A 12272-nucleotide genomic window follows, 5' to 3' on the forward strand; every position below is an offset into this window, starting at 1 on the left:
GCCCCGGCCACTCGTAGTTCGGGCTCCTCGATCCGCGGAGAACAACCCTCCCGCCGCGGGAACAAGCAGCTCAAGAGAGCGTTCTTCCTCTCCGCGTTCGCCGCCCTGGCCGACCCCGCCTCCCGCGCCTACTACGACAAGAAGATCAAGCAGGGCAAGCACCACACCCAAGCTCTCCTCTGCCTCGCCAGGCGACGAGCCGACGTGCTCTTCGCGATGCTCCGCGACGGCACCTTCTACGAGCCGCAGCCAGCGGCGGTCACGTGACCTGCGGGCCGCCCAGCATCACCACACGTTCCGCCTCGACGTCGAAGCCGAGCACCGGGTGGAGCGGGTCAGACTCCGGGCTCAGCAATACCGGCTTGCCGAGCCGACGCCCTATTGCCCGCAGCAGACGGCACAGCACGTCCACGCCGCCCTGCCCCTGCAACTCCCGCAGATCAACGTCAAAGTCGATCGAGCCAGCCTCATACGCCCGAAAGATCACCAGGAAACCAGGGACCGGCCAGACCCTCAGCAACACGTCGGCACCCTCACCGCGGACCAGCATCTCCGCAGCTCTCGGCAGCCGGACTGCAACACCGTCCTCGGAGTACTCACACGACCACCCCTGCGACCGAACGAGATCAAGCACCGCCTGCCAGTCCTCCACCGAGGTATCTGGGACACGCACGTCCGGCAGCGATCCCATCAGATCGGGAGCAAAGAAGCTCTTGGCGTCATCCCACAGCAGGTCAGGCATCACGCCATGCTGCCCTGCCACTCACCGAAACGCAGCCCGATTCTCTTGACGAAACCCATAGGGGCACCCCCCGCGGCCCCGAGGAGATCGGCGGCGGCCTGCGAAGCGCCCGAGAGGCTGTCGCGCGCGGTGTCGGCGGGCATGTTGTCGTCCATCCGGCCTCGGTAGACGGCCGCGCCGACGCTGCCCAGGACGGCGATGCCCATCGCGATGCCGAACTCGCCGTTCGTCTCCGACATTGCCGCGGCCGAGCCGGTCTTCTCGGGAGGTGCGGAGCCCACGACCAGTTCGGTGCTTAGCACGCCCATCGGGCTGGTGCCCGCGAACGCGACGGCGTATCCGGTCACCAGCAGGGCGATGCCGCCCTTGTTGTCGACCTGGGTGATCAGCAGCAGGCCGACCGCCGTCACCAGCAGGCCGATGGCGAGAGCGAGCAGGGCCTGCCGGCCGCAGGTCAGGCGCCGCCAGCGGGAGCCGATCCGGCGGCGGTGACCAGCGAGAAGACCGGATGGGTGCTGAAGGGCGCGGCTGGACAGATCGATGGCAGACGGGTAGGCAAGCACGAGAGCTCCTGGCGGACTGGTGATCTTGGTCGCGAACCCGTCTACCAGGAGCTTTCTTCATGTCCGTTGCCGGGGTTGCCTGTCCAACCACCCGTCAGGTTGGAAGAGGCACCGTGTATGAGCGGCACCAGCGCTGGTCGGCGGACGGCACGTGGGACAGGACCTTCTAGGGCCGACCGGGGAGGGGATACCTTCACGTCTCGGTGCGGCGGTGCTTACGGTTTGTGGGTTACCCAGAGCATTTCTGCCGGCCAGCGGTATGCCCAGTCAGGCGGGTCGGTCTGGTTGTAGCCGTTGGCTGTTCCGGGTTCGGGCCGCGGCTCGATGAGGTCGTCGATGACGAGACCTGCGCCGCGCAGGACCTTGATCCAGTCGCCGTAGGTGAGCTGATAGCTGACCGCGCCCTGGTCTTCGGCGATGGTGTCCAGCCCGAAGTAGTCCTGGTGCAGTGTCGTGGTTACGCGGCTGGCGGCTTCGTCGTAGCAGGCTTCGAACCATGGGCTGGCGACGTTGAAAACCAGGCGCCCACCGCGGCGCAGGATGCGTGCGGCCTGCGGGACGGCCAGGTGCGGAGGCGCCCAGCTAAGCCCGCCGTAGTCACAGAACACCAGGTCGAAGCTGTCGGCGGCGAACGGGAGGTGTTCGGCGGCGCCTTGCACCAGCGGGTAGCGGGCCGCTCCCATCGCGCGAGCTGCCGCGGCGAGCTGGGCTTCGGACAGGTCGAGCCCGACCACGGTGGCGCCCTCAGCGGCGAGCGCCCTGGACCACTGGCCGGCGCCGCAGCCGAGTTCGAGGACGCGCTTGCCGGTGACGTCGCCCAGGGCGTGCAGGTGCGCGTCGGGGATGGCGTACGTGCCCCACAGCCGGGGCTTTGCGCCGATCTGCGGGTCGTGCTCGTGCTGGTAGGCGCTGCTGATCTGGTTCCAGAACCGCCGGTTGGCAGAAATGCTGTCCACGCGCCGACTCAAGCACTGCCTGCCGGGGGCGGTCAACACGATTGTGCTGCGACCGGGACGGTTCACCGGTTCACGGGTGTCCTGTCTGGCTGCCGATGCGATCGGGTGGGATCGATCGACCCGATCCAGCGTCAGGAGACGTGGTGGCACCACGGGTTCAAGTCCGCAGGATCGCCGACTGGGATGGGCAGAAGCTGCAGCAGATCGTCCGGCGGAGCAACACGAACAGCGTGCGCTACTGGCGGGCGGTGATCCTAGTAGGGCTTTGTTAGGTCCTGGGGTGGGGTTTGGGGGTTGGTGCGGGTTGGTCGCATATGGAGCAGGCGCCGGTCCAGGTGGCCAGGAGGGCTTGGAGTTCGCGTAGGACCGCGTAGAGGGTCAGGCCGGCGCAGGGGCTTTTGGGTTGAGCCTGAGCATGGTGCAGAAGGCCTGGGCGAGGGCGGCGAGGGTGGCGTGGCGGTGCCGGCCGAGGTGGTTGCGGCCTTCGAAGTGGTCCAGGCCGAGGCCGTCCTTGAGTTCGTGGTAGTCGTGTTCAACTCGCCATCGGATCTTCGCGATTCGTACCAGCTCGCGCAGTGGGGTGTCGGCGGGAAGCGTCGAGAGCCAGTAGTCGGTCGGCTCGGCGGAGTCGGGTGGCCACTGGGCGAGCAGCCGGCAGTCGGGCAGGGAGCCGTCGGTGGCGCGGTGGATGGTGCGGTTGGCGGGGCGGACCCGCAGGGTCAGGAACTGTGAGCGCATGTCGGCGTTCGGGTTGCGCTTGGTGGTCTTGCTGCCCTGGCGTCAGGTGACGGTGCGGGCGGCCGCTTGGCCGGCTGTCAGTGCCAGGGCGCGCAGGGTGGTGTGTGGTTGGGGGTAGGCGGGCGCGGGAGGGCGGCCGTGCCCGGAGTGCGGCGGGTGCTCGGGTGTGGCGTCGCCGGGGTGCGCGGTCGTGGTGGCTTTGACCGCGACCGCGTAGGTAGGCCGCGTTCGGTCAGGCCCTCGCGAAAGCCGGTGGCGTCGCCGTATCCGGCGTCGGCGACGACCGGAAGGTCGGGCAGCTCCCAGTTGTCACGCACTTCGTCGATCATGTCCAGCGCCAGGCGCCACTTCTCCCGGTGCCGCTCGGACGGCGAGGCGGGCGTCGGCTGCCTGCCTGGTGGCCCGGTCAGCGGCCGTCGCGCGCCAGTAGTAGAAGCTGGAGCGGGCGATGCCGAGGATGGTGCACAGCCGCTTCACGCCGTAACGGTGCTGGTGGTCGGCGACGAACTGGAAGCGGTTCACCAGCGCGTCTCGCCGGCGAAATACTTGGCTGCCTTGCGCAGATCTCGCGTTCCTCCTCCAGCTCGCGGACCTTCTTGCGCAGGGCGGCGTTCTCCGTCTCCAACGGCGTGGGCGGCTCGGTGGGTGTCTCCGCGCGGCGTCCCCGGGGCCGGCTCGCGCCGGCCGCCCGGACCCAGTTCCGCAGGGTTTCGGGGTTGATGCCCAGATCGGCAGCGACCTGTCTGATCGTCGCCTCGGGCCGCGACTCGTACAACGCGACCGCGTCTGCCTTGAACTGCGGCGGATAGTTCTTCATGACCACGAGATGTCCGTTCTCAGATCCTCAGGATCCAGTGTCTCGTGTGTCCAAGATCAGGGGTCAGGGCCCGGGTGCGTCCGGTGCCCCTTGTTACGTTCCCACCATGTGCTCATGGAGGCACCGTCATACGGGACCGGAACAGTGACGTGCGTGAACACGAGCCTGCACGTGAACCCGACCCCGAACCCGGTCTCGATACCACTTCCTTCACCGAGACGTCGAGCCCTCTCCGTACTCCTTCTCCTCGCCCTGTCCGCCTCCTCCTTCGCCGCCACCGCTCTGACCGTCCCCGGCACGGCGGTCGCCCAGGAGCCGTCCGGCGCCACCACCTCTGTCCCGCCGATCAGATGGGGCGCCTGTCCCGCGGCCGAGCCGCCCTATCCCGACCCCAGCCCGAGGGCGCAGTGCGCGACGGTGAAGGTGCCGCTGGACTGGTCGAAGCCGGAGGGCCCGAAGATCGGCATCTTCGTCGCCCGCTACCGTGCCACCGACCCCGCGCGGCGGATCGGCGTCCTGATGTCGAACCCGGGCGGCCCCGGGTCGCCCGGGGTCGATGAGGCGCTGTACGCGGACGACCCCGTCACCGGCTACTCCCCGGACATGCTCCGGCGCTTCGACATGATCGGTTTCGACCCGCGCGGCATCGGTCGCAGCCAGATTGCCGTCTGCGACGAGACGATCAACGAATCGATCCCGGCCCGCCCCCGCGACGCGGCCGAGTTCGGGCAGCTGCGCATCCTGAACAGCCTGCTGGCCGACAGCTGCCTGAAGCAGACAGGGCCGCTCGCCGCCCATATGGACGGGGAGAGCGTGGCCCGTGACATGGACGCGATCCGCGCCGCCCTCGGCGAAAGCCGGATCAGTTTCATCGGTCACTCCTACGGCACCTTCCTCGGCGAGCGTTACGCGCGCCTGTTCCCCGGCAGGCTCCGCGCACTGGCCCTCGACAGCGCGATGGACCCGGACCGGCCGGACGCCGAGCGCTACCTCACCGACGCCAGCGTCACCGTCGACAACACCCTGAAACGGCTCGCGGCCTGGTGCGAGAAGGACACGTCCTGCGCACTCAGGGGCAAGGACCTGATCGCCGTCACCGACGAGCTGTTCGCCCGCGCCGACGCGGGCACGCTCCGTGAGCCGGGCCCGAACGGACCGACGCGCACCAAGGTCAATGCCGACCGCCTGTCCGACTTCCTGACCTTCTCCGTCGGCAAGGGGGGCCGGGAGGAAACGGTGAAGCAACTGGCCGCCCTGTACACCGGCAAGGGCGAGGTCCGGTGGACCCCCGACGGCACCGACGTCGCCTCGCGGCTCGTGCTGTGCCGGGACTACGACTTCCGGATCCGCGACTACGCCGAGTACCGGGCCACCCGGGAGAGGGTCGCGAAGGCCGCCCCGCACGTCCGCTACAACGCCCAGGCGCTGGACTTCATTCTCGGCTGCCAGGGCTGGAGCATGCCGCCCAAACCCCGGCCCGCCCAGGCGGAGGGCCCCCTCCCGCCCGTACTCGTGGTCAACGCCACCCATGATCTGGCGACCCCCCTGCCGGGCGCGCGGCGCATGGCGCGCTCCTTCCCGAAGGCGTCCTTGTTCACGATGGACGTCGTGGGCCACTGGCTGTACCGCAGAGGCGGGACGGAGGAGGCGATGCGGGTGATCGACGCCTACCTCACAGACCTCAAGGGCAGGGGCTGAAGAACCGCTCCTTTGGACTGAGTGGACTCACTCCCGCTCAGAAGGCATCCGCTTTCCGAACGTGATCCTTTGGTTCGGCTTGGGTGGGCATGAACTCGGGCCTGCGGCGGTGAGATGGGGCGTTTGGTCCGCTCGTGTCGCTGGTGGAGGTTGCTCATGCCGTCGGTTCTCGGTCTGTTGGAGGCCCAGGAGAAGAAGGTCCGGGAAGAGGTAGCGCGGCTGCGGGAGGAGGCCGAGCGGGTGCAGGCCGCGGTCGACGAGGCGGAATGTGCACTTCAGCGGCTGGTGGACGCCCGTGTGACGGTGGCCGAGGTGCTGGCCGGGTCGCCTGCTGTGGCCGCGGAGCCGGTGCGGATAGCGGTGGCGGGGTCGGTGGTGCCGCCGTGGGCCGAAGGCATGGAAGCGTCGGTCCTCGCACCTGGCTACCAGCCGATCGTGTTGGTCCTGGAGTCGGAAGCGGGCCGGGAGGGCATGAGGTGTCAGCAGTTGGCGGTGGCCCTGGGGCTTCAGACGGTCCCGGCGAAGGTCGTGGGGCTGCGGTCGAAGGCGAAACGCCTGGTGGAGCGGGGGTGGGTCCTCCAGGTGCGGCCGGGGGTGTTCACCGCGCTCGAGGCGCAGGCCGGCTGAAGGCCACGGGGCGGCGTCCGGCCAGGCGGCCGTTCATCAGCATGGTCATGGACCACAGCACCATGGCCTCGTGCATGGCGGGTAGTGTCTCGGCATCGCGCACCAGGCGGCGCGGGCGCATCAGCCGGCTCAGCGTTCTCTCCACCACCCACCTGCGCGGGAGGACCACGAAGCCCGTGGCGGTGTCGGAGCGTTTGACGATCTCGAGGGTGAGGTGGAGGTTCTCGGCCGCCCAGCAGACGAGCGGGCCCGCATAGCCGCCGTCCGCCCAGACGTGGCGGAAGGCGAAGTAGGACGTGCGCAGCCGCTCGAGCAGCCCGACGGCCGCATCGCGGTCCTGCACGCTCGCCGGGGTCACCGCGACGGCCAGGACCAGGCCGAGGCAGTCGACCACGAGGTGCCGCTTGCGCCCCGAGACTTTCTTCCCGCCGTCCCGGCCGGACGTCTCTTTGGGAATATTCGCTGCCGCCCGCAGGGACTGCGAGTCCACGATCGCCGCACTCGGGTCCACCGTGCGGCCGTCCTGCTCCCGGACACGGTCGCGCAGCCGGTCGTGGAGCTCGGTGAGCAGTCCCTGGATCTGCCGGCGGCGGGCGAAGGCGTGGACCCGTTCGAACGGCGGGAAGTCGCGGGGCAGGTTGGCCCATTTGGCGCCGTTGTCCACGACGTAGCGGATGGCGTCGAGTATCTGCCGATGGCAGTAGCCCTCCGGGCGGCCGCCCCGGCCCTCCAACCAGGCCGGCACAGGCAGCGAGGTCTGGACGACCTGCCATTCCGCCTCCGTCATGTCGGACGCGTAGCACGGGACGCGGCCCGGGGAATCCGCCGCGTTGCGGAACCTGTGCGCGAGACAGTCACACGACGGAGAACCCGAGTTGGACTCCGCGGACGCGAACACGCAAGACTGCGACAACAGGGCCTCCTGGAACTGCTCGTTGGCTTCAACAACCCCGAGCTACCAAGAGGCCCTGCCTTCATGCGCAGACCGCACCGCGATCACCCGATCAGGAACCCTGTTCGACCAGACAAGCCCGTTGATCGGAAAGCGGAGGGCTTCTCAGAACTGGATGTCAAAGGCCCCGAACGCGATCGGTTGAGGGCCTTTGTACTGGTGGGCGCGGACGTTGTGAGTTCGATCCGCGATAACAGCGGCCCTGGATCGCTACGGCTGTATGACTGCATCTACTCTGCAGAGAACCACGGCGACCATTGGTGTCCGCTGTCGTTCATGTCAGGCGTGGATGTCAGCCTGCCCCTCGATGCCTGTGGTTGCTCGTATTGCTCGTTCGGGTGCGCATTTCGTGCAGGTTCTGGCCCAGATGTCCAGTCTTGGCCTCACGATGCGTCTCCTCGTGAAGGTGAAAGAACATGCCGACCTTCGTCACCTTGCTGAGCTGGACCGATCAAGGGGTCCGAAACTACAAGGACACCGCAAAGCGCGCCGAGGCCTTCGGGTCAGCGGTACAGAAGCTCGGGGCGAAGCTCCTGAGCATCTACTGGACCGTCGGTCCGTACGACCTCGTGGCCATCGTCGAGGCGCCCGACGACGAAACTGCCACGGCAGCACTCCTGCAGCTCGGTGGGGTGGGCAACGTCCGTTCCACGACTCTGCGGGCCTTCGGCCCAGAGGAGATGGAGCGCATCATCGCCAAGGCGGCTGGCTGACGATCCACGTCGTCCAGGACGCGCAGCGCGAGGCGGTGAGCCACCCGGACCGCGTGCTCAAACGGCGTACCGGCCGTGAGTGACCACACCCATGACTGACCGCACCCGTTGATGTCAGAAGGTAGATGTCAAAGGGGGCCCTGACCCCCCTCGATGCGAACTATGGGCATGGTGGTCGCTGAGGTCTCCTGGGCTGGTGGCGGACCTGGCTAGGGGCGAAGACGGTTGGCGCCGGTCGGTGGGGTTGCTGTACTTTGCTGCTGTACTGCGACGGTCCAGGGGCGCCGGCCGAGCAGTCCACGGGCAGACCTCGGACCCCAGCTCGGTCAGTAGCCGAAGAAGTGACGGCCGGGGTCTCTGACCTGTAGTTGAGTAGCCGATCAACGCTGTGACCTGCGGCTGAGCCCTCAAGGTTGTCAGTGTTGGTCGCCCTTGAGTGCCCTTTCACGGCCCCGCGACGGCCCGATGTACTCTGCCGTCCGGAGGAGTTGGTGTAACGGGCGAACACCAGGGGGCGCATGAAGATGGGTGTGGCAAGTCAGCTCCGGCGCGAGCGGAGAGGGGGCCTCCGCCAAGTCGCACTCCACCTTGGGGCCATGCACGTGAGCGGCGTGATCTTGCTGTTCACCTTCTTGATACCTCCGGCCTGGGCTCTCGACGCCTACGGCGCAGCACCGGCCGACGATCCCACGGCAGATATACCCCCTTTCGTGATCCTTGCTGCGATGTTGCTCGCTTGCGTGGGCTTCCACGTGGTCGTGCAGATTCCTTCTGGACTGCTGGGTACCTGGCTGGGGCGGAACCGCGGAGGCTTGGTCACCTATGCGATCGCCCTGGGGATTGCGGGAGCCCTCACTGCCCTGGCCCTGGGGGCGGTCCTTCACGTCGAGAGCGCCGCAGCATTCATGGGACTGTGGGCAGATTTCATACTGCGCGGCTCGCTTGGGCTGGTGGGCTATGTGGTGGTGAGCTGCGTACTTTTGAGGCAACGCCAAGATTGATCTGTGTGACATCGGCGAGACATTCGCGATGCGAGGACGGTGGAGTCCCAGGGCCGCGTCAACGTGGTCAGCGGTCTTGAAAACCGTCGTGGCGCGAGTCACCGTGGGTTCAAATCCCACACCCACCGCAGGTGAACGGCCCCTGACCAGGCAACTTGGTCGGGGCCGCTTCCGTGTCCGCGCACCGTGATGGTCCGGTGTTCCCCGAGGTTCCCTGTGAACTGTTCCGGGTTCGGTAGAGACTCTGAAATGTGGCTGTGACCTGCTGTTTTTGTGTGTTCTGGTAGTGGGTGTTTTCGTATTCGACGGGTGGGACGTGGCCGATCTCACCGTGGAGTCGACGGTGGTTGCACCAATCGACGTACTCAGCGTTGGCCAACTCGACGCCGCTCAGGGCTTTCCAGGGCCGCTGCGGCTTGATGAGCTCGGTTTTGTAGAGCTTTGTAGAGCCCGATGGTCGATTCCATCAGGGCGTTGTCGAGGGCGTCCCCGACGGTGCCGATGGACGCGGCGATCTGTTCGGCGGCCAGGTGGGTGGCGAGCCGGAAGCTGGTGTACTGCGATCCGGCATCGGAGTGGTGGATCAACTCCCGTGCAATAACGGGGTTTCCAGCCCGGTCACGCTGCCACAGCCCCATTTCCAGTGCGGACAGCACCAGCGGGGTCTGTTTGTTCGTCGCTGCGGACCAGCCGACGATCCGGCGGGAGAAGGTGTCGACGACGAAGGCGACGTAGACGGTGCCGGACCAGGTGGCCACGTAGGTGAAGTCCGCGGCCCATGCCCGGTTCGGTGCACTGGCCACGAACTGCCGGCTGAGCCGGTCCGGAGCCCGCTCGGCCTCCCTGTCCGCCACCGTGGTGACGACTTTCTTCCCGCCCACCGCCCCGACCAGGCCCTCGGCCTTCATCCGCCGCTCGACGGTGCACCAGGCCACCTGATGGCCCTGGCGCTTGAGCTCGGCCCAGATCTTGCGGGCTCCGTAGACGCTGTAGTTGTCCCGGTAGATGCTGACGATCAGCGGCGCCAGTTCCGCGTCCCGCACGGCCCGGGCCGACATGGGACGTTTCTTGTACGCGTAATAGATGGAGGGGTGGATGCTGCAGTCGTGCTCGGTGAGGGTCCTGCAGATCGGCTCGACTCCGCCGAAGCGGTCCCGGTGCTCGTCGATGAACGCTACGAGCGTGTGTGTGGCCGGTCGAGCTCGGCCGCGAAGAAACTTGCTGCAGCCTTCAGGATCTCGTTCGCCCGCTTCAGCTCGGCGACCTCCTTCTTGAGGGCCTTGAGCTGGGCGGATTCCTCAGTCGTGGTCCCGGTCCGGGCACCGGCGTCGACCTCGGCCTGACGCACCCAGTTCCGCAGGGACTCCGGGCCGATGTCGAGCTTCGCGCCAATCGACCGGATCGCCGCAGACTCCGTCTTGTACTGATCGCGAGTCTCCAGGACCAGACGCACGGCCCGCTCCTCGAGCTCCTTGGGGTATTGCTTCGCCATAACGGACTCGATCCTTCCAAGAGATCGAGTCTCGATCAAACCCGGAACGGTTCAGTCTGGCCTGGCACGGTCACGCCCCGACTCGCTGATCGGGTGGCGCCGCGTCCCGGACGGGCGGGCGTGGTCGGCAACGGTCGCGACCTTCGCTGACCTGCAGGCTCACGGATTCTGAGGGGTGTAGTCGGCTTCTGACCTCAGGAGCGGAAGCCGATAACGCCGAAGCCGGGTTGTGCCGCCGCTCGCCGTAACCAGTCGAGGCACTGCGTGACGGCCTCCACGACGTGGGGCTCCAGCGGCGGTGCCTGTCCCGACGCGTCGGCCGCACGCTGACACTGCCACGCCCGCGTAAACGAGGGGAAAAAAATCACTCGTCCGGGTCGTCACGGAACCCTCCGCCACCCACCCCCGCCCCGGCCACCCGACGCGCGAGGAGGGACAGGCCCTATGGGCCCGCCCCTCCTCGCGCGTGTGCCAACCGCGTCCGATTTACCAGCGCATGCCGAACGCGCCCCAGTCCGCCCGGCGCAGACCGCCGTCCAGGGACGGCTTGCCCGGGGCCGGGCCGAACCCGTCGCGGCGTCATCTGCGTCATCGCAGGCCCGCGAGACCGTCCGCGCCCGCTCCAGCGGGTGGTCGAGTACCGCACGATGAACGTCCGCCGCTGGGACCGGATAGTCGGCTCCTGGGCGGCGGGCGACCACCAGGGTCTCGAGGATGCGTGGACCGCGGACGTCCTTCCGGCCTCGGTGAAGCTGTTGCCCAGACGCTCGCGGAGCTGGCTCATAGGGGGTGACGCTCACGCCGTCGACCGTTGAGGAAACCATCGAGAAGGACCTCAACACCTTGGCCGAGCGGCTCGGGATCCAAGTGCGCTCCGCCTGGCGGTACTTCGACGCCAAGGCCACAGCCGATCGCCTCGCGCAGAGTCTGTCCTCCTACGAGGAGAGCAGCAACGAGAAGGGCGTGGGCCAGGCCCCGATGCCGCCGCTCGACAACCCCGAAATCGCCCTGGTCTTCGCTGGTGTACCGGACTCCCTGGCCCAGACCGGCGGCGACCTGTACGCGGTCGTCATCAACGTGGCGGTCAACGCGTGGATGGCCGGCCACATCCACGGCGAGGACGGCTGCGCCGGATGCAGCGGCAGCCGCGGCCCGACCGGGCACGACTGGGAGGCCCGGATGCGCACCATCACCGAGATGCAGCCCAACATCAGCAAGTGGTTCGACCGCGACGCATGGACCCGCGCAGTCAACGACGCGGGCTACGCCGTCACCCGCCGCTGAAGTCAGCGCACGGGGACACGGCGGGTTCTCCTCCTGGAAGCATGAAGCCTCTGGCCGGGGGCCGGGCTACAGGCCCTTGCAGATACTGCGGGCCTCGTCCAGGTCCTTCTTCACCTTCTCGTCGAAGTCGAAGGCCTGGGCATGACGGTCCTGAGAGCGGCGGATGGCCTGGGCGAGCGGCCGATACGTAGCATCGCCTGCAGCGGCCGAAGCGGAGAGCACTCCCGCCGCGGCATACCGGTTCACGGCGATCTCGCCGGCCGAGCCCTTCGCGATGTACTTCGACTCGTCGAATCCGTCGAGTGCCCGGCAGGCGGCACTGGCGTCACCGCGCGGACCAACCCCCTCCACGGAACTGCTGCTGTTGTCACTGAGGACCCACGCGATCGCCACCGCCCCGCCGCCGAGCGCGAGCCCCAGCAGCAAGGAGACAACCACGACTGCTGTACGGCTTCGGGACTTCGGGGGCGAGATGGGAGAGGGCTCCGGTGCAAGGGCCACGTGCGGCTGCTGCGGATACATCTGGCCCAAGATAGTGCGACAGGCTGCCAGATTCATCAGTGGGGCACCTTCGCCACAACTGCCCCTCCATAGCTAGTAGGGCTTTGTTAGGTACCCCGATTCATCACCTTCGGTTAGGTTGTGATCTTCTGTCAGGTGTGACACCTGAGGAGATGGAGACGGTCCGC

Annotated in this window: 13 protein-coding genes, 1 tRNA gene and 3 pseudogenes; 8 read left to right on the forward strand and 9 right to left on the reverse strand. The window is 67.7% G+C overall.

The window, feature by feature from the left end:
- The coding region (locus ACH4EW_RS32110; RefSeq protein WP_398263043.1) for a transposase at window positions 1-267 on the forward strand (267 nt) is incomplete at its 5' end.
- On the opposite strand, the gene ACH4EW_RS32115 is transcribed toward ACH4EW_RS32110, so the two are convergent.
- From ACH4EW_RS32115 to ACH4EW_RS32140, 6 genes and pseudogenes are all read right to left on the reverse strand, one after another.
- A complete protein-coding gene (locus tag ACH4EW_RS32115; RefSeq protein WP_398263045.1) occupies window positions 260-742 on the reverse strand; it encodes a hypothetical protein in 483 nt (160 codons plus the stop codon). The genes ACH4EW_RS32110 and ACH4EW_RS32115 overlap by 8 nt on opposite strands.
- A gap of 422 nt (window positions 743-1164) precedes the next feature.
- Window positions 1165-1305 (reverse strand): annotated as a pseudogene (locus ACH4EW_RS32120) (IS5/IS1182 family transposase); the annotation flags it as partial.
- Between the two features lie 215 nt (window positions 1306-1520).
- Complete coding sequence (locus ACH4EW_RS32125; RefSeq protein WP_398263047.1) at window positions 1521-2261, reverse strand: class I SAM-dependent methyltransferase; 741 nt, start codon at window positions 2259-2261, stop codon at window positions 1521-1523.
- Between the two features lie 378 nt (window positions 2262-2639).
- Window positions 2640-2999 carry a transposase gene (locus ACH4EW_RS32130; RefSeq protein ID WP_398263049.1) on the reverse strand — a complete coding sequence of 120 codons (360 nt, stop codon included), beginning with the start codon at window positions 2997-2999 and terminating at the stop codon, window positions 2640-2642.
- 77 nt (window positions 3000-3076) lie between these two features.
- A complete protein-coding gene (locus tag ACH4EW_RS32135) occupies window positions 3077-3409 on the reverse strand; it encodes a transposase (RefSeq protein WP_398263067.1) in 333 nt (110 codons plus the stop codon).
- Window positions 3406-3816 (reverse strand): transposase, encoded by a 411-nt coding sequence (locus ACH4EW_RS32140; protein WP_398263051.1) that lies wholly within the window; start codon window positions 3814-3816, stop codon window positions 3406-3408. Before ACH4EW_RS32140 ends, ACH4EW_RS32135 begins: the two co-directional genes overlap by 4 nt.
- Window positions 3817-3969: 153 nt before the next feature.
- On the opposite strand from ACH4EW_RS32140, the gene ACH4EW_RS32145 reads away from it, so the two are divergent.
- Together ACH4EW_RS32145 and ACH4EW_RS32150 are read left to right on the forward strand one after the other, a co-directional pair.
- Complete coding sequence (locus tag ACH4EW_RS32145) at window positions 3970-5514, forward strand: alpha/beta fold hydrolase (protein WP_398263053.1); 1545 nt, start codon at window positions 3970-3972, stop codon at window positions 5512-5514.
- Between the two features lie 156 nt (window positions 5515-5670).
- Entirely contained in the window at window positions 5671-6141 is a 471-nt protein-coding gene (locus tag ACH4EW_RS32150; RefSeq protein WP_398263055.1) for a hypothetical protein, read from the forward strand.
- Here ACH4EW_RS32150 and ACH4EW_RS32155 read toward each other — a convergent pair.
- Complete coding sequence (locus tag ACH4EW_RS32155) at window positions 6113-6928, reverse strand: IS5 family transposase (RefSeq protein ID WP_398263057.1); 816 nt, start codon at window positions 6926-6928, stop codon at window positions 6113-6115. The two genes, ACH4EW_RS32150 and ACH4EW_RS32155, sit on opposite strands and share 29 nt — an antisense overlap.
- A 581-nt stretch (window positions 6929-7509) precedes the next feature.
- On the opposite strand from ACH4EW_RS32155, the gene ACH4EW_RS32160 reads away from it, so the two are divergent.
- From ACH4EW_RS32160 to ACH4EW_RS32170, 3 genes are all read left to right on the forward strand, one after another.
- Window positions 7510-7806 carry a GYD domain-containing protein gene (locus tag ACH4EW_RS32160; protein ID WP_398263059.1) on the forward strand — a complete coding sequence of 99 codons (297 nt, stop codon included), beginning with the start codon at window positions 7510-7512 and terminating at the stop codon, window positions 7804-7806.
- A 596-nt stretch (window positions 7807-8402) separates the two neighbouring features.
- Window positions 8403-8807: a hypothetical protein gene (locus tag ACH4EW_RS32165; RefSeq protein WP_398263061.1), complete on the forward strand. Its 405-nt coding sequence runs from the start codon at window positions 8403-8405 to the stop codon at window positions 8805-8807.
- 38 nt (window positions 8808-8845) lie between these two features.
- Window positions 8846-8935 (forward strand) — tRNA-Ser (locus ACH4EW_RS32170).
- 140 nt (window positions 8936-9075) lie between these two features.
- On the opposite strand, the pseudogene ACH4EW_RS32175 reads toward ACH4EW_RS32170, so the two are convergent.
- Window positions 9076-10299, reverse strand: a pseudogene (locus tag ACH4EW_RS32175) (IS3 family transposase); the annotation flags it as partial.
- 614 nt (window positions 10300-10913) lie between these two features.
- Here ACH4EW_RS32175 and ACH4EW_RS32180 point away from each other — a divergent pair.
- Window positions 10914-11114: pseudogene (locus tag ACH4EW_RS32180) on the forward strand (hypothetical protein); the annotation flags it as partial.
- Window positions 11089-11583: a hypothetical protein gene (locus ACH4EW_RS32185; protein ID WP_398263063.1), complete on the forward strand. Its 495-nt coding sequence runs from the start codon at window positions 11089-11091 to the stop codon at window positions 11581-11583. The pseudogene ACH4EW_RS32180 and the gene ACH4EW_RS32185, both read left to right, overlap by 26 nt.
- A 66-nt stretch (window positions 11584-11649) precedes the next feature.
- On the opposite strand, the gene ACH4EW_RS32190 is transcribed toward ACH4EW_RS32185, so the two are convergent.
- Window positions 11650-12105 (reverse strand): hypothetical protein, encoded by a 456-nt coding sequence (locus ACH4EW_RS32190; RefSeq protein WP_398263065.1) that lies wholly within the window; start codon window positions 12103-12105, stop codon window positions 11650-11652.
- Between the last annotated feature and the right edge of the window lie 167 nt (window positions 12106-12272).

It is taken from the genome of Streptomyces sp. NPDC018000, from assembly GCF_044328025.1.
Taxonomy (GTDB): Bacteria; Actinomycetota; Actinomycetes; order Streptomycetales; family Streptomycetaceae; genus Streptomyces.

Excerpts from the sequence above, each read along its gene's own strand:
- ACH4EW_RS32130 (WP_398263049.1), bottom strand. The coding sequence starts at position 2,999 with ATGCGCTCACAGTTCCTGACCCTGCGGGTCCGCCCCGCCAACCGCACC.
- ACH4EW_RS32165 (WP_398263061.1), top strand. The coding sequence starts at position 8,403 with ATGCACGTGAGCGGCGTGATCTTGCTGTTCACCTTCTTGATACCTCCG.
- ACH4EW_RS32150 (WP_398263055.1), top strand. The coding sequence starts at position 5,671 with ATGCCGTCGGTTCTCGGTCTGTTGGAGGCCCAGGAGAAGAAGGTCCGG.
- ACH4EW_RS32190 (WP_398263065.1), bottom strand. The coding sequence starts at position 12,105 with ATGTATCCGCAGCAGCCGCACGTGGCCCTTGCACCGGAGCCCTCTCCC.
- ACH4EW_RS32155 (WP_398263057.1), bottom strand. The coding sequence starts at position 6,928 with ATGACGGAGGCGGAATGGCAGGTCGTCCAGACCTCGCTGCCTGTGCCG.
- ACH4EW_RS32160 (WP_398263059.1), top strand. The coding sequence starts at position 7,510 with ATGCCGACCTTCGTCACCTTGCTGAGCTGGACCGATCAAGGGGTCCGA.
- ACH4EW_RS32140 (WP_398263051.1), bottom strand. The coding sequence starts at position 3,816 with ATGAAGAACTATCCGCCGCAGTTCAAGGCAGACGCGGTCGCGTTGTAC.
- ACH4EW_RS32115 (WP_398263045.1), bottom strand. The coding sequence starts at position 742 with ATGCCTGACCTGCTGTGGGATGACGCCAAGAGCTTCTTTGCTCCCGAT.